General features: G+C 57.2%; 21 protein-coding genes and 3 pseudogenes. 21 read left to right on the top strand and 3 right to left on the bottom strand.

Translation table 11 applies throughout. From position 1 onward, the window contains the following. Window positions 1-57: 57 nt before the first annotated feature. On the top strand, window positions 58-225 hold the full coding sequence (locus MEB48_RS06800) for a DUF2474 domain-containing protein (protein WP_095054680.1): 168 nt from the start codon (window positions 58-60) through the stop codon (window positions 223-225). A 66-nt stretch (window positions 226-291) separates the two neighbouring features. Here the strand turns inward: MEB48_RS06800 and MEB48_RS06795 are convergent, their stop codons facing one another. Both MEB48_RS06795 and MEB48_RS06790 read right to left on the bottom strand, forming a co-directional pair. Then, window positions 292-1,416, bottom strand: coding sequence for a methyltransferase (locus MEB48_RS06795; RefSeq protein WP_237883034.1), 1,125 nt, complete (start codon window positions 1,414-1,416; stop codon window positions 292-294). Between the two features lie 186 nt (window positions 1,417-1,602). After that, window positions 1,603-2,310 (bottom strand): autoinducer binding domain-containing protein, encoded by a 708-nt coding sequence (locus MEB48_RS06790; RefSeq protein WP_237883032.1) that lies wholly within the window; start codon window positions 2,308-2,310, stop codon window positions 1,603-1,605. Window positions 2,311-2,592: 282 nt separating this feature from the next. Between MEB48_RS06790 and MEB48_RS06785 the strand changes: the two genes are divergently transcribed. After that, window positions 2,593-3,369, top strand: a complete 777-nt coding sequence (locus MEB48_RS06785; RefSeq protein ID WP_237883030.1) for a ferredoxin--NADP reductase — start codon at window positions 2,593-2,595, stop codon at window positions 3,367-3,369. Between the two features lie 74 nt (window positions 3,370-3,443). Here the strand turns inward: MEB48_RS06785 and mscL are convergent, their stop codons facing one another. Beyond that, the gene (gene mscL, locus MEB48_RS06780; protein ID WP_237883028.1) at window positions 3,444-3,857 is read right to left on the bottom strand and encodes a large-conductance mechanosensitive channel protein MscL; all 414 of its coding nucleotides are present in this window, start codon (window positions 3,855-3,857) and stop codon (window positions 3,444-3,446) included. A 196-nt stretch (window positions 3,858-4,053) separates the two neighbouring features. Between mscL and MEB48_RS06775 the strand changes: the two are divergent. The 19 genes and pseudogenes from MEB48_RS06775 to MEB48_RS06685 all read left to right on the top strand — a co-directional run. Next, window positions 4,054-4,692, top strand: a pseudogene (locus MEB48_RS06775) (catalase); the annotation flags it as partial. Then, a pseudogene (locus MEB48_RS06770) lies at window positions 4,685-4,850 on the top strand (ankyrin repeat domain-containing protein); the annotation flags it as partial. The pseudogenes MEB48_RS06775 and MEB48_RS06770, both read left to right, overlap by 8 nt. A gap of 45 nt (window positions 4,851-4,895) precedes the next feature. Next, a complete protein-coding gene (gene radA, locus MEB48_RS06765; protein ID WP_007937264.1) occupies window positions 4,896-6,263 on the top strand; it encodes a DNA repair protein RadA in 1,368 nt (455 codons plus the stop codon). 1,015 nt (window positions 6,264-7,278) lie between these two features. After that, window positions 7,279-8,052, top strand: a complete 774-nt coding sequence (rfbF, locus tag MEB48_RS06760) for a glucose-1-phosphate cytidylyltransferase (RefSeq protein WP_237883027.1) — start codon at window positions 7,279-7,281, stop codon at window positions 8,050-8,052. Then, the gene (gene rfbG / locus MEB48_RS06755) at window positions 8,034-9,116 is read left to right on the top strand and encodes a CDP-glucose 4,6-dehydratase (RefSeq protein ID WP_237883025.1); all 1,083 of its coding nucleotides are present in this window, start codon (window positions 8,034-8,036) and stop codon (window positions 9,114-9,116) included. The genes rfbF and rfbG overlap by 19 nt, the downstream gene beginning before the upstream one ends. Then, window positions 9,113-9,673 (top strand): dTDP-4-dehydrorhamnose 3,5-epimerase, encoded by a 561-nt coding sequence (rfbC, locus tag MEB48_RS06750; protein ID WP_237883023.1) that lies wholly within the window; start codon window positions 9,113-9,115, stop codon window positions 9,671-9,673. The genes rfbG and rfbC overlap by 4 nt, the downstream gene beginning before the upstream one ends. Before the next feature lie 11 nt (window positions 9,674-9,684). Then, the gene (locus tag MEB48_RS06745; protein WP_237883021.1) at window positions 9,685-10,542 is read left to right on the top strand and encodes an NAD-dependent epimerase/dehydratase family protein; all 858 of its coding nucleotides are present in this window, start codon (window positions 9,685-9,687) and stop codon (window positions 10,540-10,542) included. Beyond that, complete coding sequence (locus MEB48_RS06740; protein ID WP_237883019.1) at window positions 10,532-11,602, top strand: class I SAM-dependent methyltransferase; 1,071 nt, start codon at window positions 10,532-10,534, stop codon at window positions 11,600-11,602. The genes MEB48_RS06745 and MEB48_RS06740 overlap by 11 nt, the downstream gene beginning before the upstream one ends. Before the next feature lie 16 nt (window positions 11,603-11,618). Beyond that, window positions 11,619-12,356 carry a cephalosporin hydroxylase family protein gene (locus MEB48_RS06735; protein WP_237883017.1) on the top strand — a complete coding sequence of 246 codons (738 nt, stop codon included), beginning with the start codon at window positions 11,619-11,621 and terminating at the stop codon, window positions 12,354-12,356. Window positions 12,357-12,407: 51 nt separating this feature from the next. Beyond that, window positions 12,408-15,341, top strand: a complete 2,934-nt coding sequence (locus MEB48_RS06730; RefSeq protein ID WP_237883015.1) for a TIGR00180 family glycosyltransferase — start codon at window positions 12,408-12,410, stop codon at window positions 15,339-15,341. Next, window positions 15,308-15,593 (top strand): annotated as a pseudogene (locus tag MEB48_RS06725) (SAF domain-containing protein); the annotation flags it as partial. The gene MEB48_RS06730 and the pseudogene MEB48_RS06725, both read left to right, overlap by 34 nt. A gap of 229 nt (window positions 15,594-15,822) precedes the next feature. Then, window positions 15,823-16,749, top strand: a complete 927-nt coding sequence (locus tag MEB48_RS06720) for a ketoacyl-ACP synthase III (RefSeq protein WP_237883014.1) — start codon at window positions 15,823-15,825, stop codon at window positions 16,747-16,749. Window positions 16,750-17,173: 424 nt separating this feature from the next. Then, the gene (locus tag MEB48_RS06715; RefSeq protein ID WP_237883012.1) at window positions 17,174-18,019 is read left to right on the top strand and encodes a flagellin domain-containing protein; all 846 of its coding nucleotides are present in this window, start codon (window positions 17,174-17,176) and stop codon (window positions 18,017-18,019) included. A gap of 71 nt (window positions 18,020-18,090) precedes the next feature. Then, window positions 18,091-18,456, top strand: coding sequence for a flagellar protein FlaG (locus MEB48_RS06710; protein WP_237883010.1), 366 nt, complete (start codon window positions 18,091-18,093; stop codon window positions 18,454-18,456). Between the two features lie 83 nt (window positions 18,457-18,539). Continuing rightward, window positions 18,540-19,961 carry a flagellar filament capping protein FliD gene (gene fliD / locus MEB48_RS06705; protein WP_237883008.1) on the top strand — a complete coding sequence of 474 codons (1,422 nt, stop codon included), beginning with the start codon at window positions 18,540-18,542 and terminating at the stop codon, window positions 19,959-19,961. 126 nt (window positions 19,962-20,087) lie between these two features. After that, complete coding sequence (fliS, locus tag MEB48_RS06700) at window positions 20,088-20,483, top strand: flagellar export chaperone FliS (protein WP_030130533.1); 396 nt, start codon at window positions 20,088-20,090, stop codon at window positions 20,481-20,483. 10 nt (window positions 20,484-20,493) lie between these two features. Then, window positions 20,494-20,790 (top strand): hypothetical protein, encoded by a 297-nt coding sequence (locus tag MEB48_RS06695; RefSeq protein ID WP_030130534.1) that lies wholly within the window; start codon window positions 20,494-20,496, stop codon window positions 20,788-20,790. 171 nt (window positions 20,791-20,961) lie between these two features. Beyond that, window positions 20,962-22,437, top strand: a complete 1,476-nt coding sequence (locus MEB48_RS06690; RefSeq protein ID WP_237883006.1) for a sigma-54 dependent transcriptional regulator — start codon at window positions 20,962-20,964, stop codon at window positions 22,435-22,437. 128 nt (window positions 22,438-22,565) lie between these two features. Beyond that, the gene (locus MEB48_RS06685) at window positions 22,566-23,771 is read left to right on the top strand and encodes a sensor histidine kinase (RefSeq protein WP_237883132.1); all 1,206 of its coding nucleotides are present in this window, start codon (window positions 22,566-22,568) and stop codon (window positions 23,769-23,771) included.

Here is a 23,771-nt window from a genome sequence, read left to right as displayed (position 1 = left end):
CCCATACGACTACGGCGCAGGATTGATACCTGCGCCGTTGCAGAGGAGAAAGCGATGATGGCGGGCAAACCTGATTTGCAGGAAATCGAAGCTGCCGAGAAAAAGCCGCTCTGGCAGCGACTCGGCTGGCTGGCGATGATCTGGACTGGCAGCGTCGTGGCCCTGTTCATCGTGGCCACGTTGATGCGCATGTTCATGAATGCCGCAGGCCTGAGCACTCACTGAAATTCCCATCCCGTTGCCTTGCGGCACGGATTTACAACCCTCCTTTTGGAGGGTTTTTTTTGGGGTTTATTTGCGGGCTTTGAGAATGACGAACTTGGGGGTGGCGGCTACTTGCTCGACACCGCGGAACAACCGCGCCAGCTTGCTGTGATAACCCAGATGTCGGTTACCGACGATGTACAGCGCGCCGCCCACCACCAACGCTTCGCGCGCCTGCTGGAACATCCGCCAGGCCAGGAAATCGCCGACCACTTGCTGTTGGTGAAATGGCGGATTGCACAGCACCACGTCCAGGGATTGAGGTTCCTGCTCTGCCAGACCATCACCGGCCCGCACGATCACGTCACGATCACCCAGCGCCGCGCGCCAGTTTTCAGCGGCCGATTGCACGGCCATGAACGACTCATCCACCAAGGTGTAGTGGGCCTCTGGGTTTTGCAGGGCACTGGCGATCGCCAGCACGCCATTGCCACACCCCAGGTCGGCGACTCGCGCTGTGCCGAGGTTCTTCGGCAAGTGCGGCAAAAACGCCCGTGTGCCGATATCCAGCCCTTCGCGGCAGAACACATTGGCGTGATTGAGCAGTTCGATCGCAGGAGCGTCGAGTCGATAGCGGGTCGGGTAGGGGGAGACGGCAGGGGCTTTGGCTTCGGCTGTGGCAATCAGCAGCCGAGCCTTCTTCATGGCCAGCGAGGCTTGCACCGGGCCGATGTAACGCTCCAGCAGATCGCCCGCAGCGCGTGGCAAATGCTTCACCATTGCGGCCGCAATCACTTGAGCACCGGGAGCCAGTTGTCCTTGTAGCCGGATCAATTGCTCTTCCAGCAAGGCCAGGGTTTTCGGTACCCGGATCAATACCCGGTCAAACGGCCCGGCGTACGCTTCGCTGGCAGGCACCTTTGACACCGCATCAAATGCCTGGCCGTTGCGCATCAGGTTTTTTTCCAACCCCTGAAAGGCCAGAAACGAATCGCCGCTGCTGGTCACTCGAACCTTGCCCACCAGGCTGGCGGCCAAAGCACCGAAGCTGTCGTTGAGCACCAGCACTCGGGTATCGGCTGCCGGTTGTTGTTCTGCCAGATGATTGAGCAGGTATTCGTCGGCGGCATCAAACGCTTGCAATGGTTCGTTCTGCTGTTCTGGCTGGCGGATCAGATCGAGTTGAGCGAAGGGGGTTTCGAGCAGAGGCATGAGGCGGGGCTCTGGTAGTCAACGGAGGAAAATCAACGAGTGGCCCGCCGTTCAAGGGCTTGTAGCGGGCGAACCATCCGAATGGATTGCGTCATGGAGTTTCAAACGGCATTACTCAGGATGGATCGCAGATGGTACGGTTTTTTCGTCTGGATTACTCGCAGGGATTACCGGATTCAAACAGATTCAGATGATGCCGGCTCTTGCTGCTTTGATCACCGCGGCAATCTTGTTGTTGACGCCGAGTTTACGAATGGCGCCGCGTATATGGAACTGGATCGTGCTTTCACTCAGGTTGAGGATGATCGCGATCTCGCATGCCGTCTTGCCGTCGGCTGAATATTTCAGCACCTCGATTTCACGGGATGATAAATGTGCTGTGCCCGGTTTAGAGAAAGCAGGCAGCTCTTTCGCGACAAGCCCATGCAGGTGACGGCTAATGAACATCGCATAGCCCAGATTCTTATACAGATCATGCGTAGTAATCGGGCAGTGGCTCCTGGCCAGGCTCAGCATGCTGCAAAGACCACTCTGATCATGAACCGATTGCGACCAGCCATAGCGTAAACCTTGCTGTTTTTGTGCTTGCCACAGCGTCGGCGCCTTTGAGAAGACCTCCTCGTGCCAAATAATCGGTAATTCGCAATGATTGCAATGGGCTAGTATCGGATCGACTTCACTGAAGTGCTCTTGTTCATATTTGGTATTCCACTCGATAGGGTAGTTATTCAGATTGATCGTGTGGCGGTGCATCTCCTTTGTGTTGGATGTTATTGAAAATGCGCAGAAATTGAATCCAAGATTTTTAACGAGATTGAGAGCAATCTCATAGGCGGTCTCTATTTTCTGAGCGTAAGAAAGCTGAGTTAATTGTGATTCTTTCCACACTTTCATTGGGTAACTCCGTGGGCGGACTTACTTTCGTTGGTGCTGGTTGGATCCAGGATCCGGCACGCCAAAGAGTGTAGGAGAATTCCTACATATGTGCTGGATTTTTTTGCTCTTGAAAAATCCGCTAACTGCATCACCGGTTCTTAAGCGTTTTACCAAAAAACAGGATAAATGACGGCGTTGTAATATTTATATTGGAACTGGGAACAAAGCCATTACAAATCACCGGTGTTTACGCCGCCTGCTTTGCGGGACACTGACTCCAACTGTTGAATGGAGCGCCCCATGACTGTCAGTGCAGAAAAATTCACGCGCCAAACGCTGCTGGATGTCCAGCCATTGACGCCAAACCTGTTTACCCTGCGGACCACCAGGGATCCGGGATTTCGTTTTCGCGCAGGGCAATTCGCCCGGCTGGGCGTGACCAAGGCAGACGGCAGTACGGTGTGGCGGGCTTATTCGATGGTTTCATCACCCCACGACGAGTTCCTGGAGTTCTTCTCCATTGTTGTACCGGGAGGGGAGTTCACCAGTGAACTGAGTCGGCTGGAAGTCGGCGATACACTGCTGGTCGACCGGCAGGCCTTCGGTTATCTGACACTGGATCGCTTCGTCGATGGTCGTGACCTTTGGTTGTTATCCACAGGCACGGGGTTGGCGCCGTTTCTGTCGATCCTGCAGGACTTCGAGGTTTGGGAGACATTCGAACGAATCATTCTGGTCTACAGCGTGCGCGAAGCACGGGAATTGGCGTACCAGGAGCTGATTGCGGGGTTGGCGCAGCGCGATTATCTGGCTGAGTACGCGCACAAGCTACAGTTCATCGCCACTGTCACCCGCGAGCAGCATCCGGGTGCTTTGAGCGGGCGGATCACCAGGCTTATAGAGAGTGGCGAACTGGAGCAGACGGCCGGTGTAGAGCTGACGGCCGAGCATTCGCGGGTGATGCTCTGCGGCAATCCACAGATGATCGACGATACACGCAAGTTACTCAAACAACGGGACATGCACCTGAGCCTCAGTCGACGACCCGGCCAGGTGGCAGTGGAAAACTACTGGTAAACGAACGGCGCCCGAAGGCTGACTCCTACGAAAAGCGGTCAGCCTGAAGGTGCCGTTTCTGGGGTAGTCAGCCATCAGGGCCGGTTGTTCTGGGCCTTGAGCAGATCGCGGATCTCGCTCAGAAGCTCTTCTTCCTTGGTCGGAACCGGCGGCAGGGTTGGCGCAACGGCCTCTTCGCGTTTCAGACGGTTGATAGCCTTGACGCCCATGAAAATCGCGAAGGCGACGATGATGAAGTCGATCAGGCTCTGGATGAATTTACCGTATGCCAGCACCACCGCCGGCACATCACCATTGGCAGCCTTGAGCGTAACGGCCAGGTCACTGAAGTCCACCCCACCGATCAGCAAGCCGATGGGTGGCATCACTACGTCGCCGACAAACGACGAAACGATTTTGCCGAAGGCCGCGCCGATGATGATACCGACGGCCATGTCGACCACATTACCTTTGACCGCGAAGGCCTTGAACTCACTTATCACGCCCATAGGTTATTTCCTTGTTACAGATGAGGTTGGTGGACGCAGTGTAAAGCAGCAAAACGGCTCCTGCTCGAAACACCGCCTTACGATGCTCGCTCCTATCGACACATCTTCCGGCAATTAGTTTACAAAGTGCCACCGGTCGCCCGCGTCTACCCGCTCTAGACCGGGATTTCCAGAGCCTTTTAGCTATCGGCTCGGTATCCCCGAGCGCGTGGTGCATGCCCGTGGCACTGGCGCCCATGGCACGTTCACCGTGACCGAGTTTCCGGATATGGTCCACGCCTTCAAGCCGGACCCGCACACCAACCTTGACGACGATTCCCGTCGTTTCGACTTCTTCTCCCATGTTCCGGAAGCCACTCGCACCTTGACCGAGCTGTATTCCAATTCAGGCACGCCGGCCAGTTACCGGGAAATGGACGGCAACGGTGTACATGCCTATAAGTTGGTTAACGCCAAAGGTGATGTTCACTATGTAAAGTTTCACTGGAAAAGTTTGCAGGGGATAAAAAATATCGACCCTGAAGAAGTGACGGGTGTTCAAGCTCAAGACTACAGTCATATGACTAACGATTTGCTTACTTATATCAACAAAGGAGAGTTTCCGAAGTGAAACTTGTACATCCAGGTTGTCAATCCACAAGACGTGTCCAAGTTTAATTTCGATCCATTGGACGCCACCAAGATATGGCCCGGTATTGCTCAACGAAAAGTTGGACAAATGGTGCTGAACCGTAATCCGGCGAATGTTTTCCAGGACACTGAACTAATGGCCATGGCCCCGGCCAATTTAGTTCCGGGTATCGAACCTTCGGAAGATCGCTTATTGCAATGGCGCGGGACAGACATCCGGCGATGTACGCCGGCTTATTCAAACGCATCGAGCTGCTCGACGCACTCAAGGCCAAAGGCGCGGACATGAACGCCGAAGATCCGCTGGGCAACAGTGCCACGCGTCTGGCCAGTGGTGAAATCCGCACGGCCGCGCCGCGCTGATCCGCGCCAGCTGAGCTATCATCGCGGTTTTTTCCGGGAGTTCAGATGGCCAAGGCCAAGCGCATGTACGGCTGCACCGAGTGCGGTTCAACCTTCCCCAAGTGGGCCGGCCAGTGCGGCGAATGCGGGGCCTGGAATACGCTGACCGAAACCATGGTGGAGAGCGGCGGCGCCGCAGCCCCCAGTGGTCGCACCGGTTGGACCGGCCAGCAGGCGCAGATCAAGACCCTGGCCGAAGTCAGCGTCGAAGAGATTCCACGTTTCTCCACGGCGTCCAGCGAGCTGGATCGCGTTCTCGGCGGCGGCCTGGTGGATGGCTCGGTGGTGTTGATCGGTGGTGATCCCGGCATTGGCAAGTCGACCATTTTGTTGCAAACCTTGTGCAACCTCGCCAAAAGCATGCCGGCGCTGTATGTCACCGGCGAAGAGTCCCAGCAACAAGTGGCCATGCGTGCCCGGCGACTGGGCTTGCCTCAGGATCAACTGCGGGTGATGACCGAAACCTGCATCGAAACCATCATCGCCACCGCCCGGCAGGAAAAGCCCAAGGTGATGGTGATCGACTCGATTCAGACGATCTTCACCGAGCAACTGCAATCGGCTCCGGGCGGCGTCTCCCAGGTGCGCGAAAGTGCGGCGTTGCTGGTGCGTTATGCGAAACAAAGCGGCACGGCGATTTTCCTCGTGGGCCATGTCACCAAAGAGGGCGCGCTGGCCGGTCCTCGAGTGCTGGAACACATGGTCGACACCGTTCTGTATTTCGAAGGCGAATCCGATGGACGTTTGCGTCTGTTGCGGGCAGTGAAAAACCGTTTCGGCGCGGTGAATGAATTGGGCGTGTTCGGTATGACCGACAAAGGCCTGAAGGAAGTCTCCAACCCTTCGGCGATTTTTCTGACTCGCGCTCAGGAAGAAGTCCCGGGCAGCGTGGTCATGGCAACGTGGGAAGGCACTCGGCCGATGCTGGTGGAAGTCCAGGCGTTGGTGGATGACAGTCATCTGGCCAATCCGCGGCGGGTAACGCTCGGGCTGGATCAAAATCGCTTGGCCATGTTGTTGGCGGTGTTGCATCGCCACGGCGGCATTCCGACCCACGACCAGGATGTGTTCCTCAACGTGGTTGGCGGAGTGAAGGTACTGGAAACAGCATCTGACTTGGCGCTGATGGCGGCGGTCATGTCCAGTTTACGCAACCGGCCTCTGCCCCATGATCTGCTGGTGTTCGGTGAAGTCGGCTTGTCGGGTGAAGTGCGCCCGGTGCCGAGTGGCCAGGAACGCTTGAAAGAGGCGGCCAAACATGGCTTCAAACGCGCGATCGTACCCAAGGGCAACGCGCCGAAAGAGGCGCCGCCGGGGTTGCAGATCATTGCCGTGACGCGTCTTGAACAGGCGCTCGACGCTTTGTTTGAATAACTGGTAAACCGGTTTTGATGGTGTACATATCCATTTCTGCGGTAACGGCCACCTAGGGTTCCGCCCTTACGGCGGGTCACTTGGAAAAGCCCCAAGTAACCAAGGGCTCTTGCCCCTGTCGTTCGGTGCCTCGCTAAGGCTCGGCATGCCCTCGCTCCGGTCCTGCTCCGTGGGCCCGCCGCGATCGGCCATCCCTGGCCGTGCGCGGCTAACCCGGCATCCATGCCGGGTTGCCCACTGCGCAGAACCTCCACTCGGCCTCTCGATGGGGCGGAGCATCAAGATCAAGAGCTGCAGGCGAGCTAACGCTCGGCCTGTCGAGTGGTGAGAAGCGAAAGCCGTACGCCGATCCCTGTAGGAGCGAGGCTTGCCCGCGAAGCTGTTGATCTTGCCGTTGCCGTTGCCGTTGCCGTTGCCGTTGCTTTGGCTTTTGATCTTGATCTGCTTGCCCCTTTTCCCAGAGGCCGAACGCAGGCGTTGCGCAGGGGGCACCGCGGCAAGGATGCCGCGGTAGCCGCGCACGGCCATGGATGGCCGATCGCGGCGGGCCCCCGGAGCAATGCCGGAGAGAGGGTATGCCGAGCCTAGGCGAGGCACCGAATGGCGGGGCAAGAGCCCTTGGTTACTTGGGGCTTTTCCAAGTGACTCGCTGTAAAAGCGAAACCGCCAGCGGCCGTGACCGCAGAAACGGATATGTACTCCAAAAACACCAAGCCCCGGCAGTAAATCTCTATAGCCCAAGAGATGTGTAGATACCCATGCAGCGATAACAGCCTCATGTCATGCAGCGCCGATGAAAACGCCTTCGCCGGCAAGCCGGGCTCCTACGAGGTCGGTGTCGCGCGATTTTTTTGTCCTGCGCAATTGGCTCACTTCCTGCAAGCCCTCCCTATATCGCCATAAAACCTTCACCCCGATGGGCGTGAGTGGCCCAGTGGCTGCGGGTAAATGATGTGCATCTGACGGTCGCCGACCCTTGAGGGGGCTGCCCCGCCGTGCAAAAAAGAGGACAGTGATGAAGGCAGTAATTCTGGCGGGTGGCCTGGGCACGCGCATCAGCGAAGAGTCGCACCTCAAGCCCAAGCCGATGATCGAGATCGGTGGCAAGCCAATTCTTTGGCACATCATGAAACAGTACTCCGCCCACGGAATTCATGACTTCGTGATCTGCCTTGGCTACAAGGGCTATGCGATCAAGGACTTCTTCGCCAACTACTTCCTGCACACCTCTGACGTCACCTTCGACATGCGCAATAACCGCATGGATGTTCATCAGAACTACAGCGAGCCGTGGAGCGTCACCCTCATCGACACCGGCGAGGAAACCATGACCGGTGGCCGTCTGTTGCGGGCGGCGCCCTATCTGAAAGACGAAAAAGCCTTTTGCTTCACCTATGGCGATGGCGTCTGCGACGTCGACATCAGTGCGCTGCTTGATTTCCATGAGGCCCACGGCAAGTTGGCCACCGTCACCGCCGTGCAACCGCCAGGTCGTTATGGCGCCCTGCAACGCATTGGCGACCAGGTAATGGGGTTCACGGAAAAGCCACGTGGCGATGGCGGCTGGATCAATGGTGGGTTTTTTGTTCTATCACCGCAGGTACTGCCCTACATCGCGGGTGATACGACCAGTTGGGAGGCGGAGCCGCTGATGCGTCTGGCCGCAATTGAGCAATTGCGTGCCTTCGAGCACTCGGGCTTCTGGCAGCCGATGGATACCCTGCGCGACAAAAACCATCTCGAAGCACTGTGGCAGAGCGGGGAGGCCCCATGGAAGCAATGGGACTGAGCCCGGAGTTCTGGCGCGGCAAGCGCGTTCTGTTGACCGGCCACACCGGGTTCAAGGGCAGCTGGTTGACGCTGTGGCTACAAAGCCTCGGTGCCGAGGTCAGCGGTTTTGCCCTCGACCCGTCCACCGAGCCAAGCCTGTTCGAGCTGGCGCGGGTGCACGAAGGCATCAATGATCAGCGCGGTGACCTGCGTGATCTGGGCGCCTTGCTGGAACTGATCGCCGAAACCCAACCGGAAATCGTCCTGCACCTGGCGGCCCAACCGCTGGTGCGCGAAGGCTATCGCGACCCGCTGGGGACTTACTCCAGCAACGTCATGGGCACCCTCAATCTGCTTGAAGCGATCCGCCAGGTCGGTGGCGTGCGTGCCTGCGTGCTGGTGACCACCGACAAGGTCTACGCCAACAAGGAATGGCTGTGGCCCTACCGCGAAGATGAAGCGCTCGGTGGTCACGATCCGTACAGCAGCAGCAAGGCTTGCTGCGAGTTGCTGGCCCAGTCTTATGCCGCGTCGTTTTTCCCCGCCGAAAAGTATGCCGAGCACGGCCTGGCGTTGGCCACTGCCCGAGCCGGCAATGTACTGGGCGGTGGCGACTTCGCGCCTGAACGGCTGATTCCCGATGTACTCAAGGCCTGGTCGGCGGATGAGCCGGTGACCTTGCGCTACCCGCAAGCCGTGCGCCCCTGGCAACACGCCCTGGAACCTCTGGCCGGTTACCTGCAACTCGCTGCAGGCCTCCATGAAAAAGGTCCGGAGTTTGCCGGTGCGTGGAATTTTGGCCCGAGCGAAGCGGACATGTGCAGTGTCGGCGAAGTGGTCGAATTGCTCGCCAACCGCTGGCCGCAAGCGCGTGGATTGCGCATCGAACCGAGTGATTTGCACGAAGCCGGCCTGTTGCGCCTGGACAGCAGCCGCGCCCGTCAACTGTTGGCCTGGCAACCGCGCTGGTCGTTGCAGCAGTGTCTGACCCAGACCCTCGATTGGCACCTGGCGTGGCAGAACGGTGACGACATGCGCACGATGACCTTGAATCAATTGAATCTCTACAGGGAACGGTCATGACTGATTTCACGCTCCAGGCCCTGGAGCTGGAGGGGTTGTATCTGATCCGGCAAAAAGTGTTCTGCGATGATCGAGGTCGGTTTGCCCGGCTGTTTTGCCAGACCCGTCTGACGTCGCAGGGCCGCCCGTTTGCCATCCGTCAGATCAACCATTCGCGTACGGTCGAAAAGGGCAGTGTGCGTGGCCTGCATTATCAGAAAGCCGGCTATGCAGAGTCCAAGCTGATTACCTGCGTACGTGGTGCGGTATGGGATGTGGTGGTCGATCTACGGCCGCAGTCCCCTACGTATTTGCAGTGGCACGCCGAAGAGCTGCGGGCCGACGATGGGCGCAGTTTGCTTATCCCGGCGGGTTTTGCTCATGGGTTTCAATCCCTGTCCGACGACTCGGAAGTGCTCTATCTGACGGATGCGGACTACGCTCCGAATCATGAAGCGGGTCTGTCGGTCATGGACCCTGCGTTGTCGATACCCTGGCCGTTACCCGTCAAGAACTTGTCGGCCAAAGATGCATGCCATCCTCTGCTGGACAAAGACTTCAGCGGAGTCGAACTGTGACAGGGCACGCCATGACAGTGCTGGTCACTGGTGCCACCGGTTTTGTCGGCCAGCATCTGATCAGCGCCTTGCTCGCCAAAGGCTTCAAGGTTCGTGCGGTTTCTCGAAATATCGAAGCCGCGCACGCCATGCCGTGGTTCGATGAAGTGGAGTTTGTCGCCGCTGATATCCACGCACCGGATCTGGACGTGGAAAACCTGGCCGATGGCATGGATGCCATTGCGCATCTGGCATGGACCGGCCTGCCGAACTACCAGGCGCTGTTCCATTTCGAGCGGAACCTGCCACTGGATTATGCGTTTCTCAAGCGGGTGATCGAGGCCGGTGTCAGCCAGGTGCTAGTCACTGGAACCTGTTTTGAGTATGGGCTGCAAAGTGGCCCGTTAAGTGAGACGGTGGTCGCACAGCCCTGCACCCCTTATGGCTTGGCCAAGCACACGTTGCGCCTGTTCCTCGAAGCCTTGCAGCGTGAGCGTGCGTTCACATTGCAGTGGGCACGGCTGTTCTATCTGTATGGCGAGGGACAGAACCCCAACAGCCTGTTAGCCAGTCTCGACCGGGCCATCGACGCCGGCGATACGCAGTTCAATATGTCGACGGGCGACCAGTTGCGCGACTACCTGGAAGTCAGGCAGGCCGCCTCCCAGCTCGCATCACTCATTGCCTGGCGCGATGTCAATGGCGTGATCAACTGTTGCAGCGGCCAACCGGTGTCCGTGCGGGCGCTGGTTGAGCAGCGTGTGCGCCAGCGTCAATCCTCCATCGTCCTGAATCTTGGGCACTACGGTTACTCCGCCCATGAGCCCATGGCGTTTTGGGGCGTTGCCCAGCGGATTTCGCAACTGATGGGAGAAGAGCATGCAGCGTGAACTCTATCGAGCGATCGGGCTGCCGGTTCTGCAGAACCGCACTTTCGCCAATGCCGAACAAGCGCAAGCTTCGGGCAGCGCGGATATTGTGCTGGTGCAGGACAGCCAGAACGGGCTGATCTTCAACCAGGCATTTGACGCCAGTAAACTCAGCTACGACGTCGACTATCAAAGCGAACAGGCCCATTCGGTGCAATTTCAGCAGCACTTGAATGATGTCGAAGCGATCCTGGCGCATCATTTCAAGGGTAAAAGCCTGATAGAAGTCGGCTGTGGCAAAGGCTACTTCCTGGAGATGCTTCGGGGACTCGGCTATGCCATCACCGGGATCGACCCTTCCTATGAAGGGGACAATACCGAAGTGATCAAGGCCCCCTTCACCCGGGAACTGGGGCTGGCCGCCGAAGCGATCGTCCTGCGGCACGTGCTGGAACATATCAGCGATCCGGTGAGTTTCCTGGCTGAAATTGCCAGTGCGAACCATGGCGGTCAGATTTACATCGAAGTGCCGTGCTTCGACTGGATTGTCGAGCACAACGCCTGGTTCGATGTTTTCTACGAACATGTGAATTACTTCCGCCTTGCGGATCTGCGCGCAATGTTCGGAACGGTGCACGAGGCGGGGCACCTTTTCGGTGGTCAGTACCTGTACATCGTTGCGGATCTGTCGACGTTGCGCCGTACGCCGGCCGAGGCACCGTCGTTGCTGACGCTGTCGGAACATTTCACCGCCAGCCTGGACCGCGCGGCGCAGATTATTCAGACGGCACCCGAGCAAGGTTCAGCGATCTGGGGCGCCTCGTCCAAAGGCGTGATTTATTCGCTGTTCCTGCAACGAGCCGGGGTGGTGGTGGATCGTGTGGTGGATATCAACCCGGCCAAACAGGGCCGTTATCTACCCCTGAGCGGTGTGCGGGTGTCCTCGCCGCAAGAGGCCATGGACGCCTTGCCCGAAGGCGCCAATCTGTTTGTGATGAATTCCAACTACCTCGAAGAAATCAAGCGGATGACCGGTGGGCGCTACGTCTATCACGCCGTCGACAGTGCTTCGTTCCAGTGACTTTTGAGATTCTAAAATGACCGACAACAGCATCAATAAAGCCTTCGAAGCCGAATGCCAGGAACAGATCGCCCAGCAGGGTGACAACCAGAAGCTCACCGGTCTGGCCCGGGATTTCTTCAACGAATCGGCCAAACACAAATACAGCTACCACTTTTCGTGGATGGGCCGTCCGATCATCCAGTTGCCCCAAGACATGATGGCGATGCAGGAAATCATCTGGCAGGTCAAACCGGATCTGGTGATCGAATGCGGCATCGCCCACGGCGGCTCGATCATTTACTACGCCTCGCTGCTGGAGCTGCAAGGCCATGGTGAAGTGCTGGGCATCGACCTCGACATTCGTGCGCACAACCGCGCAGCCATCGAAAGCCACCCGATGATCAAGCGCATTTCGATGATCGAAGGTTCGAGCATCGATCCGGCGATTGCCGCGCAAGTGCGTGCCATTGCCGAAGGCAAGAAAGTCATTCTGGTGCTGGATTCCAACCACACCCACGATCACGTGCTCGAAGAGCTGCGCCTCTACGCACCACTGGTTTCGGTGGACAGCTACTGCGTGGTCATGGACACCGTGGTCGAAGACATGCCGGCCGATTTCTTCCCGGATCGCCCATGGGGCCCGGGCGACAACCCGAAGACCGCGGTGTGGAAATACCTGGAAGAAAACCAGAACTTCGAAATCGATCGGCAACTGCAAAACAAGCTGCTGATCACCGTGGCGCCGGATGGTTACCTGCGTCGCGTTCGTTAATCAAAAGTGGTTTCAGGTTCTTGGCGATTGGCCGATTGTGGGGATAGGAAGATGCAGGTTCAAAACAGTGCTCAAAACAACGTTGCACCGCTGAACGAGCGGTTCACGGTGGTGGTGATTTCCCACAACCGGAACGCGTTTCTGCGGCGCACCTTGCAGTACTACAGCAGCTATCCCTGCACGGTTCTGGTTCTGGACTCGTCCGCGCAGGGCGATGAACACGTGGCCCGGGATTTCCCGTCGGTCGACTATCGCCACTTGCCGCAGTACACCTACAAGGGGCTCCAGGAAAAACTCACTTACGGCGTCAATCAGGTCACCACGCCGTACATGGTGTTTGCCGCCGATGACGATTTTCTGTTGCATCACGCACTGACTGAGTCGGTGGAGTTTCTTGAGGCCAACCCTGACTACGGCCTGTGTCATGGCTACGGGATGATGTATCTCGCCCGTGCCACTGAAGTGAACTACTACCGCCGCGACAAAAGAGTGCAAGAGGATTACAACTCGCAACAGCCCGAAGATCGGGTCATGGAATTCATGGGCCAGTTCCTGCCGCCGTTCTATGCGGTGACCCGCACCGACCTGCTGCAGCAGTGGTACAGCTTGTTGCCAGCCGGCACCAGTTTCGAGTGGCAGGAAATCGGCCACGCGTTCTACCTGCTGGCGTGTGCCAAGGCGCGGATCCTGCCGATTCCCTACGCTGTGCGTGAGGCGAACTATGGCGGTTCTGACCACAACACCAACGTGTTGACCGTGCTGACGTACAAAGATGCGAAAACTGTCGCCGAACGCGAGCAGTTTGCGCAATTCCTGGCCTCGATTCCGGCGCAGTTCAGCGACAGCGATCCAGCACGGGTCAAACAGATGGTTCTGGACAGTTTTACCGCCATGGCCGACTGCCTGCTCGAAGGTCGCTCGCTGAAAGGCACCATAATTTTCCGTTCGGCCTGGATCGAGGCGGGGCTAGAGCCGGTTCGCTCGTTCGGCCCCGAGCAGTTCGTCGAAATGCCGTTCTACAACAAACCGATGTTCGACCTGCTGACCGAATTCGAATTTCTGTTGCACGCCATGCCGGCCGGTCGTCTGCAATTGCAGGAACTCGAAGGCATCCTGCTCAAGCAACACGAGCTGATGCGAGTTCAGCCTAATGACAACGAGCGCACCCTCCGTGCCCGTTTGTGGGAGGCATTGAGTCTTAACCGGTTCAACCGGTCGGTGGTCAAGCGTCTGGTTGAATCGCTCGAAGGCACCGAGGAACAGGACGAGAAGCTCAAGCTTCAAGCATGGGCCGAGCGTCTGGATTCGGTACCGGGACAAGATGACCGCACATTGCTTCAGAGCATGCCGTCCGGGCGTTTGCTCGATTGGGTCGAGGCGCGCAATCCCGATACCGCTCAACTTTCAGCGATCTCCCAACATCTGGCCAGTCACAATGGCGGCCCGCAGTTCGGCATTCTGCTGCTGGACCTGGATGCGGACATGTTCAAGTTGCAGGCGACCTTCGACAGCCTGGTCAACGGCCACTGCAGGGCCTTCAAAGTGGTGGTCTTCACCACGGGCGACTTACCGGCGACCACGTCCGTGCGCGACACTGTGCACTTCGTCAAAGTCACCACCGCCAACTACGTGGATCGCATCAATCAAATCGTCGCCCAGTCCATGGCCGACTGGCAGTTGCTGGCCGAGGCCGGTGACCAGTTCACCCCAAGCGGTTTGCTGCGCGCCAGCCTTGAGCTGATCGGCGCCGAGGGTGTGCGTGCGGTGGCGATGGACGAAATCCAGCGTCAGGCCAGCGGTGCTCTGGTGGATGTATTCCGTCCCGGGGTTAACCTCGATCTGCTGCAAACGGTGCCGTCGCTAATGGCGCGTCACTGGCTTATCCAGCGCGATGTATTGGCTCAAGCCAAAGGTTACTCGACCGAGTACAGCCAGGCTCTGGAGTTCGACCTGTTGCTGCGTCTGATCGAAGATGGCGGCCTCGCTGGCCTGGCGCACCTGGCCGAACCCTTGTTGATCTGCAACGCGCCAGCTGCTGAAGAAAATGCTCAGGAACGTCAAGTCTTGACCCGTCACTTGGCTAATCGTGGGTATCGTGGTCAGGTCAGTTCGACGCTGCCGCAGACCTGGCAGATTGACTATCAGCATGCTCAGCGACCGATGGTGTCGATCATCCTCCAGAGTCAGGACAACCTGGAACACTTGCAAGGTGCATTGGTCAGCGTACTGCAACGCACCCGCTACCAGCGCCACGAAGTGCTGATTGTCGACAGCCACAGCCAATCGCCAGAACTGGCCGAATGGCTGAGCAGTCTGGAAGGCAAAGGCGAACGCATTCGTGTGCTGCGCACCGGCCAGCGCCTGAGCGATTCAGCGTTGTACAACGTTGCAAGCGCGCAGGCCAAGGGCGAATACCTGGTGCTGCTGTCGACCGAAGCCCAGGTGTTCAATGCCAATTGGCTCGACGCCATGCTCAACCAGGCTCAGCGTCCGGAAGTCGGCATCGTGGGTGCCAAATTGGTCGACACTCAAGGCGTCACCACCCAGGCCGGATTGGTCCTCGGTTTGAATGGCGATATCGGCTCGGTCTTTGTCGGCGAACGCAAGGACGCCAAGGGCTACCTGAATGGCCACCAAGTGGAGCAGAACTACTCGGCGGTGTCCGGTGCCTGCCTGATGATTCGCAAGGATTTGTATGAAGCGGTCGGCGGCCTGGACGAAGAGCATTTTGACGAGGCCTTCGCTGATGTCGATCTGTGCCTGAAAGTCGCTGACGCCGGTTACCTCGTTGTCTGGACGCCACAAGCGCAATTGCTGCACCCGGGCGTACTGCCTGAAGCAACTCAGGCTCGTGCCGCCCTGCGTGACAAATGGCAGGCCCGCTTCGAACAGGACCCGGCCTATAACCAGAACCTGGCCTTGACCGGCAAGGGCTTTATACTCAGCGAGCCGACCCGTGTGAACTGGGCGCAGTTGCTCGCATAAGCCACGAAGCCGCGTGCGCCTGGCAGGCCATGGGCCAGGTGCATGACGGCGTGACCGAAGCCGGGCGCAAGTCCCTGGGGTACCGTCGGTCGCTGTATATCACTCAGGACATGGCCGCCGATGAACCCTTCAGCGTCGCCAATCTACGGGCCACCCGCCCTGGCCCCCAAACACACTGAAACCCTTCTGGGCCGCCACGCCCGACAGGCCATCAAGCGCGGAACGCCGCTGGATTGGTCGTTGGTCGAATAACCGCTTGCGGGGCTGATTCGGCAAAATAGCGTGACCTGCGAGTCATAACGCGCATCTTCACTGTATTGTATAAAAAGGGGAGATGGCGCCTGGACTGTGTTTAGCCCAGTGGTGGCCTTTTATTCTTCCCGCTGTCGGCCCCTTGAGGGCGACGTTATTCGTTGTTTGTCGGCGCCCCTCGAATCCTTGCGAGTGGTGGTATTGGGCTGTTTATTATTGGGAAGCCGTAATGATTGGCATAAAGAGCATTGCGAGCTACGTTCCTGTAGCCGGCGTGGACAATTACGCACAAGGTGCAAAATTCGAAAAGGATGAAGAATTCATCCTGGGCAAGATCGGTTCGGCCTTCCTGCCGCGTAAAGATGCCGGTCAGGAAACGTCGGATCTGTGTGTCGAAGCAGTCAATGCACTGTTCGACAACAATCCCGAATTGACGCGTGAAGCCATCGATGTGCTGATCGTCGTCACCCAGAACGGTGACGAAGAAGGCCTGCCGCACACCGCCGCGATCGTTCAGGACAAACTGGGCCTGCCGACCACCGTGGCCGCGTTCGATATTTCCCTGGGCTGCTCCGGCTACGTCTACGGCATCTACGCCATCAAGGGTTTCATGGAAGCCGCGGGCCTGAAGAATGGCTTGCTGGTGACCGCCGATCCGTACTCCAAGATCGTCGACCCGGAAGACCGCAATACCACCATGCTTTTTGGCGATGCCGCCACCGCCACCTGGATGGGCGAAGACGCACCATGGCAGTTGGGCAAAGCCAAGTTCGGCACCGACGGCTCCGGCGCGCCGCACCTGAAGGTTTCCGACGGGGTGTTCTTCATGAATGGCCGTCAGGTGTTCAACTTCGCGCTGCTGAAAGTCCCGGCGCATTTGCATGAGCTGCTCGCAGACTCGAGCCTGACGGCAGACGACATCGATGCCTTCTGCATTCACCAGGGCAGCGCAGCGATTGTTGACGCCGTGGCGCGGCGCTTCGAGGGCGAGCCCGAGAAATTCATCAAAGACATGGTCGAGACCGGCAATACCGTGTCGTCGAGCATTCCGTTGCTGCTGGAAAAACATGTGCTCGATTCCAAGTGGAAGCGTGTGGCACTCAGCGGTTTCGGTGTTGGTTTGTCTTGGGGTTCGGCGATCATCTATCGCCCTTGAACCTCTAAAGCCGGGTAAAAAAAGCGTTCAAGGTATAAACCTTGAGCGCTTTTTTGTGCCCGAATGAAAAGCGAGGCTCTTTGAGCGCAACGACGACCAGTCGTCATGACCGCACTCGCGAGGCCAGGTTTCAGGCTGACAGAACTGGTGCGCGACAGTCTGTCCATTTAAACAATTTCTTTTTTGCCGGGCAGGCGAATTCTCCCCGCTCCATCACCGACATTTCCCTGACGTCATTTTTTTCGCTGCTCTCACGTTGCCAAACCCTTGAATTGCAGGGGGTGGCAACGTGATGGCAATTTTTTTTGAAAATCTCCTAAAGCAAGTTGCAAACACGACGATAACTATTACGAAGGTTCTCTAGGCCATACCCGGCGGTTGCCAGGGCCGGAAGCCGCAGTACCCAACCAACGAGGAATTCGTCATGGCTTTAACAGTAAACACTAACGTTACATCGTTGAACGTACAGAAGAACCTGAACAAGGCTTCCGATGCTCTGTCCACTTCGATGAGTCGCCTGTCTTCCGGCCTGAAAATCAACAGTGCAAAAGACGACGCCGCCGGCCTGCAGATCGCTACCCGTATGACTTCGCAGATCCGTGGTCAGACCATGGCGATCAAAAACGCCAACGACGGTATCTCCATTGCCCAGACCGCTGAAGGCGCGATGCAGGAGCAGACCAACATTCTGCAGCGTATGCGTGAACTGGCTGTCCAGGCCCGTAACAGCAGCAACAGCATTGACGACCGTGTCGCTCTTAATACTGAGTTTGCTCAGATGTCTGATGAGCTGACACGTATCGCCAACAGCACCCAACTTAACGGCAAGGATCTGCTGAAAACAGCAGCCAACGTCATGACGTTCCAAGTGGGTTCGAACACCGGTACTGAAAACCAGATCACTATTACACTTGGAGATCTCACGGCTACCACCCTGTCTGTTGATAGCGGCGCCATCGCTATCACCGGCGATGACACTCAAATTCAGGCCAGTTTCGCGGCCGCCGTCGATGCAATTGACGCTGCGCTGAAAACGATCAACACCTCTCGTGCTGACCTCGGTGCTGCACAAAACCGTCTGACCAGCACCATCTCCAACCTGCAGAACATCAACGAAAACGCCAGTGCTGCACTGGGTCGCGTACAAGATACCGACTTCGCTGCTGAAACTGCACAGCTGACCAAGCAACAAACTCTGCAACAAGCGTCCACCGCAGTTCTGGCCCAGGCCAACCAACTGCCATCCGCTGTACTGAAACTGCTTCAGTAATAGCTGATGAGTTTTGGCGGGGGAGTGCGCTTGTCGCGCTCTCTCGCTTTTTACTTTAAGAGGTGATGGACATGGATATGAGCATCAAGCTGAACTTGTCTTATCCTGCGGCCAAGCAGGCAACGACTGTTGCCGATCAGTCCGCGGAAAAGCCTCTAGCGGAAACTGCGCCAGTGGTTGCCGTCAAGGAAGAAGGTAAAAGCGACAAGACCGAGCAGGAAAAACTGAAGATGGCCGTTCAGGAAATCGAAAAGTTTGTTCAGTCGGTCAAGCGTAACCTGGAGTTCTCGATCGATGAGCCTTCAGGCAAAGTCGTCGTCAAGGTTATTGCCAGTGACTCCGGTGAGGTGGTCCGTCAGATCCCCAACGAAGAAGTCCTTAAGCTGGCGAACAGTTTGAATGATGCAAGCAGCCTGTTGTTCAGCGCTAAAGTCTGACGGCTGGCACGAATTTTGTTGTTTATGTTCTTTTGGGCGTTGTACTGGTCAAAAGGCCGACGACACACTGAAGGGAGTTTCACATGGCAAGTCCAATTCTACCGGGCACGGGTTTAGGTTCGGGCCTTGATACCGGTGCTATCGTCAAAGCCTTGGTGAACGCCGATAAAGCGGCCAAGCAAGGTCAGATCGACCGTGGGACTGCGACCAACACCGCTAGCATCTCCGGTATCGGGACCTTGAAGTCCTTGATGGCTGCGTTTATCAAATCCATGACTGAATTGGGTAGCAAAACCAATCCGCAGTTTTCCGGGTTTGCTGCGGCTTCCTCTGATGTGAAATTTGTCACGGCCATCGCTGGTAATTCGGCCGTGGGTGGCAACTACGCTATCAATGTCACGAATCTCGCCACATCTTCCAAAGTGACCAGTAAGGCGTTTGTCGATGGAACGACAAGTGCTATCACTGATGGCACGCTGGTTATCAAGCAGGGCACCGGGACATACAATCTTGATATAGAGCCTGGCGCTACACTGCAATCGGTTCGAGATTCGATCAACGCCGATGCCTCACTCAAAAGCGCAGGTATCAGCGCCAACATCGTGACTGACTCCTTCGGTTCACGTCTGGTGTTGGGTTCGAGCACTACAGGTGCCGACTCGGATATCTCCGTCTCTGGTATCCCTGAGTTGACCATCGACGGCATGCAAGTCGTGGGAACTACTGCCTCTCCGATGACTGCCGATTCTGCCGGTTCTATCGGTGCTTTGGCTGTAAATGCAAATTTCACTGTTGACGGTATGGTGCTGACAAGCAAGAGCAATACCGTGGATAAGGCGGTTTCCGGGCTGACCTTCAACTTGTTGGCAGTGGGGACTTCGACCATTACGGTTTCCACCAACACCGACGGCCTTAAAGCCTCTATCCAAAAGTTCGTCGATGCCTACAACGCAATCGCCAACAGCGTCACCTCGTTGACCAAGCCTTCGCTCGACGATGATGGTAATCCGACCATTCCGGCAGCATTGACCGGTGATGCGCTACCTCGTTCGATCCTGTCGGCCATTCGCAGTCCGTTGTCTGAAACCGGGGCGGGAGACAAGCTGACGGTGCTTGCGCAGTTGGGTATTACCACCAATCAGAAGACCGGTGCGCTCGATTTTGACAGCACCAAATTCACTGCTGCCTTGAATGACAAAAAACTGGGCGGTGAAGTTCAGGAGTTATTTACCGGCGACAATGGTCTGTTGGAGCGCATGAAGAAGGCTATTGCGCCTTTTTCAGACGCGGGCGGTGTACTGGAGCAGCGTGCGACCAGTCTGACCAAGACCAAGACCAAGCTGGCAAACGACCAGGCGGTCCTTGATCGTCGTATCGACATACTCACTGCGGTCCTGACCAAAAAATACAACGACATGGATACTCTTGTCGGCAAGCTGAAAGCCACTGCCAGTAACATCACCTCGATGTTCGAAGCCATGACCGCGCAGCAGAAGAACTCGTAACACTCAGAGTGCCAAAAGCCCGGCAGCGTTTTCACGCTCCGGGCTTTTTGTTTTTGAATCTAAAGTTTTTTGACGCGTCGTCGATACACTGGTTATACGAACCACAGATTTCTGATGAGGTACAACATGAATCCAATGTTAGCCCTTCGCCAATACCAGAAGATTGGCGCTCAGGCGCAAACGTCTGAAGCCAGCCCCCATCGTCTGGTGCAGATGCTGATGGAAGGCGGCCTGGATCGAATCGCCCAGGCCAAAGGCGCAATGGAGCGCAAGGATATTCCGAATAAAGGGGTTCTGATCGGCAAGGCCATTGGCATCATTGGTGGTCTGCGTGAAGGTCTGGACCTGGAAAACCAGGCCGAATCTGTAGGCGAGCTGGATAATCTCTATACCTACATGATGAAGCGTCTGGCTGAAGCCAACGTCAGGACCGATCCAAAGATTCTCGACGAAGTCGCCGATTTGCTTCGCACGGTCAAAGACGGTTGGGATGCTATTGCCGCGCCGGGTCCGCAGTTTTAAGGAGTTCACCATGAGTCTTGTCTTGCAGCGAATCGAACAAACCCGGGACGCCCTGGTCGGTGCATTGGCCGAGCGCAACTGGGAAGCCATTGGTGAATTGGACCTGGCTTGCCGTTCCTGCATGGAAGACGTCTTGAGTGAAGCATCGGTGGACGAGGCCGCGTTGCGCGACAACCTTGAGGAGTTGCTGGGGGTGTATAAACAGCTTCTGGAGGCGGCGACGGGTGAGCGGCAGGCGATAGTCGACGAGATGACGCAGATCCACCAAGCACAGAGCGCAGCAAAGGTTTACCATCTGTTTGGATAATAACCCTCAGTTAATCCAAACATAGTGCGCCATAAATTTGACTGTGCACGGTTTTTTGACTTAACTAGTGGCTGGTTCCAGATTTCAGGCGTCTACAGGCACGACGTGTTTGTAAACGTCTAACTTGCCCTTCATTTTGGGCATTGAGTTGACTAGGGAAGTTGCTATTGCATGTGGCGTGAAACCAAAATTCTGCTGATTGATGACGATAGCGTTCGCCGCCGCGATTTGGCGGTGATTTTAAATTTTCTCGGCGAAGAAAATTTACCCTGTGGCAGCCATGACTGGCAGCAGGCTGTCGGCTCTTTGTCATCAAGTCGCGAAGTAATCTGTGTCCTCATCGGGACGGTAAATGCTCCTGGTGCACTTTTGGGCCTGTTAAAGACACTCTCTACCTGGGATGAGTTCCTTCCAGTTTTGTTAATGGGCGATAATTCTTCCATTGACTTGCCGGAAGACCAGCGTCGTCGAGTGCTTTCGACTCTCGAAATGCCACCCAGCTACAGCAAATTGCTCGACTCGTTGCACCGTGCCCAGGTCTATCGCGAGATGTATGACCAGGCTCGCGAGCGCGGTCGTCATCGTGAACCCAATCTTTTCCGTAGCCTTGTCGGCACCAGCCGGGCGATTCAACACGTCCGTCAGATGATGCAGCAAGTCGCCGACACCGATGCCAGCGTGCTGATCCTCGGCGAGTCGGGGACCGGCAAGGAAGTGGTCGCGCGTAATCTGCACTACCACTCCAAGCGCCGTGAAGCGCCGTTCGTTCCGGTCAACTGCGGGGCAATCCCCGCCGAGTTGCTGGAAAGCGAATTGTTCGGCCACGAGAAGGGCGCCTTCACCGGCGCGATCACTAGCCGTGCCGGGCGATTCGAGCTGGCCAACGGCGGTACCTTGTTCCTCGACGAAATCGGCGACATGCCGTTGCCGATGCAGGTCAAGCTGCTGCGTGTGTTGCAGGAGCGCACCTTCGAGCGCGTGGGCAGCAACAAGACCCAAAGCGTCGATGTGCGGATCATCGCAGCGACCCACAAGAATCTCGAAAGCATGATCGAGATCGGCACCTTCCGCGAAGACCTCTACTATCGCTTGAACGTGTTCCCGATCGAAATGGCGCCATTGCGCGAACGCGTCGAAGACATCCCGCTGCTGATGAACGAGTTGATCTCGCGCATGGAGCACGAGAAGCGCGGTTCGATCCGTTTCAACTCGGCGGCGATCATGTCGCTGTGTCGTCACGGCTGGCCGGGCAACGTTCGCGAACTCGCCAACCTGGTGGAGCGCATGGCGATCATGCATCCGTACGGGGTGATCGGCGTGGTCGAGTTGCCGAAGAAATTCCGCTATGTCGATGACGAAGACGAGCAACTGGTCGACAGCCTGCGCAGCGATCTTGAAGAGCGGGTGGCCATCAACGGTCATACCCCGGACTTCACCGCCAATGCCCTGCTGCCGCCGGAAGGCCTGGACCTGAAGGACTACCTCGGCGGTCTGGAACAAGGGCTGATTCAGCAGGCCCTGGATGATGCCAATGGCATCGTGGCGCGGGCGGCCGAACGGCTGCGTATTCGTCGTACCACGTTGGTGGAGAAGATGCGCAAGTACGGCATGAGTCGTCGCGAGGGTGATGAACAGGCGGATGATTGACGCCTGTTTTCCAAGTCCTTCATTTACAGGCGGTTTTTTTTAGGCACGGGTATTGCTACATCCCTCGCAACATTCCGTTTAACTGACGGTCAGCCACGCGAGAGAGCACGATGCCCCTAGCCGCCCAGATGTCTCCTGTCCCTGATGCTTCGGGGCAACCGTCGTCCGTAGAGCAGGCAAGCCGGCTTGGCCTTGAGCAGGCATTTGCGCTGTTCAACCAGATGTCGAGCCAATTGACCGATTCCTACAGCATGCTTGAAGCCCGGGTTACCGAGCTCAAGGGCGAGCTGGCGGTGGTCAGTGCTCAGCGCATGCAGGAGTTGGCGGAAAAAGAACGCCTGGCCAACCGTCTGCAAAATCTGCTCGATCTGTTGCCCGGCGGCGTCATCGTCATCGACGCCCAGGGCATCGTACGCGAAGCGAATCCCGCCGCGAGTGAACTGCTTGGTCTGCCCCTCGAAGGCGAGTTGTGGCGTCATGTGATTGCTCGATGCTTTGCCCCGCGCGAAGACGACGGTCATGAAATCTCTCTCAAGGACGGTCGGCGTCTATCGATCGCCACGCGCTCATTGGATGCCGAACCCGGTCAGCTAGTGTTGCTCAACGACCTGACTGAAACCCGTCATCTGCAAGATCAACTGGCTCGTCATGAGCGCCTGTCGTCTCTCGGCCGTATGGTCGCTTCATTGGCTCATCAGATTCGTACACCGTTGTCCGCTGCATTGCTCTACGCCAGTCATTTGACTGAGCAGGAGCTGCCGGTCGCCACGCAACAGCGGTTTGCCGGCCGCCTGAAAGAGCGTTTGCATGAGCTGGAACACCAGGTTCGCGACATGCTGGTGTTCGCTCGTGGCGAGCTGCCGTTGACTGACCGCGTGAGCCCCAGGATGCTGATGCAGTCGCTGCAAGCGGCCGCACTGACTCAGGTTCAGGATCTGCCGATTCGCTGGCAGTGCGACAGTCATGCCGGCGAGTTGTTGTGCAATCGCGACACGCTGGTCGGGGCGATCCTGAATCTGATCGAGAACGCCATTCAGGCGAGTGCTGGCGATGTCCGCTTGAAAGTTCACCTGTATACCCGTGGCAACAACCTGCGCCTGTGCGTCAGTGACAGCGGCAGCGGTATCGACGTGGCGGTACTGGCGCGTTTGGGCGAGCCATTTTTCACCACCAAAACCACCGGCACCGGTCTGGGCCTGACTGTGGTCAAGGCGGTGGCCCGTGCTCATCAGGGAGAATTGCAGTTGCGCTCGCGGCCGGGTCGCGGCACTTGCGCGCAGGTGATCTTGCCGCTCTTTTCCGGTGAGCAACCCAGCGCGACGGGAGTGAAGTGA

Source organism: Pseudomonas sp. PGPR40, from assembly GCF_022014505.1.
Taxonomy (GTDB): domain Bacteria; phylum Pseudomonadota; class Gammaproteobacteria; order Pseudomonadales; family Pseudomonadaceae; genus Aquipseudomonas.
Note: the sequence above shows the minus strand (reverse complement) of the source record. Positions and strands in the feature narration are given on the sequence as shown.

Excerpts from the sequence above, each read along its gene's own strand:
- MEB48_RS06800 (WP_095054680.1), top strand. The coding sequence starts at position 58 with ATGGCGGGCAAACCTGATTTGCAGGAAATCGAAGCTGCCGAGAAAAAG.
- MEB48_RS06795 (WP_237883034.1), bottom strand. The coding sequence starts at position 1,416 with ATGCCTCTGCTCGAAACCCCCTTCGCTCAACTCGATCTGATCCGCCAG.
- MEB48_RS06790 (WP_237883032.1), bottom strand. The coding sequence starts at position 2,310 with ATGAAAGTGTGGAAAGAATCACAATTAACTCAGCTTTCTTACGCTCAG.
- MEB48_RS06785 (WP_237883030.1), top strand. The coding sequence starts at position 2,593 with ATGACTGTCAGTGCAGAAAAATTCACGCGCCAAACGCTGCTGGATGTC.
- mscL (WP_237883028.1), bottom strand. The coding sequence starts at position 3,857 with ATGGGCGTGATAAGTGAGTTCAAGGCCTTCGCGGTCAAAGGTAATGTG.
- radA (WP_007937264.1), top strand. The coding sequence starts at position 4,896 with ATGGCCAAGGCCAAGCGCATGTACGGCTGCACCGAGTGCGGTTCAACC.
- rfbF (WP_237883027.1), top strand. The coding sequence starts at position 7,279 with ATGAAGGCAGTAATTCTGGCGGGTGGCCTGGGCACGCGCATCAGCGAA.
- rfbG (WP_237883025.1), top strand. The coding sequence starts at position 8,034 with ATGGAAGCAATGGGACTGAGCCCGGAGTTCTGGCGCGGCAAGCGCGTT.
- rfbC (WP_237883023.1), top strand. The coding sequence starts at position 9,113 with ATGACTGATTTCACGCTCCAGGCCCTGGAGCTGGAGGGGTTGTATCTG.
- MEB48_RS06745 (WP_237883021.1), top strand. The coding sequence starts at position 9,685 with ATGACAGTGCTGGTCACTGGTGCCACCGGTTTTGTCGGCCAGCATCTG.
- MEB48_RS06740 (WP_237883019.1), top strand. The coding sequence starts at position 10,532 with ATGCAGCGTGAACTCTATCGAGCGATCGGGCTGCCGGTTCTGCAGAAC.
- MEB48_RS06735 (WP_237883017.1), top strand. The coding sequence starts at position 11,619 with ATGACCGACAACAGCATCAATAAAGCCTTCGAAGCCGAATGCCAGGAA.
- MEB48_RS06730 (WP_237883015.1), top strand. The coding sequence starts at position 12,408 with ATGCAGGTTCAAAACAGTGCTCAAAACAACGTTGCACCGCTGAACGAG.
- MEB48_RS06720 (WP_237883014.1), top strand. The coding sequence starts at position 15,823 with ATGATTGGCATAAAGAGCATTGCGAGCTACGTTCCTGTAGCCGGCGTG.
- MEB48_RS06715 (WP_237883012.1), top strand. The coding sequence starts at position 17,174 with ATGGCTTTAACAGTAAACACTAACGTTACATCGTTGAACGTACAGAAG.
- MEB48_RS06710 (WP_237883010.1), top strand. The coding sequence starts at position 18,091 with ATGGATATGAGCATCAAGCTGAACTTGTCTTATCCTGCGGCCAAGCAG.
- fliD (WP_237883008.1), top strand. The coding sequence starts at position 18,540 with ATGGCAAGTCCAATTCTACCGGGCACGGGTTTAGGTTCGGGCCTTGAT.
- fliS (WP_030130533.1), top strand. The coding sequence starts at position 20,088 with ATGAATCCAATGTTAGCCCTTCGCCAATACCAGAAGATTGGCGCTCAG.
- MEB48_RS06695 (WP_030130534.1), top strand. The coding sequence starts at position 20,494 with ATGAGTCTTGTCTTGCAGCGAATCGAACAAACCCGGGACGCCCTGGTC.
- MEB48_RS06690 (WP_237883006.1), top strand. The coding sequence starts at position 20,962 with ATGTGGCGTGAAACCAAAATTCTGCTGATTGATGACGATAGCGTTCGC.
- MEB48_RS06685 (WP_237883132.1), top strand. The coding sequence starts at position 22,566 with ATGTCTCCTGTCCCTGATGCTTCGGGGCAACCGTCGTCCGTAGAGCAG.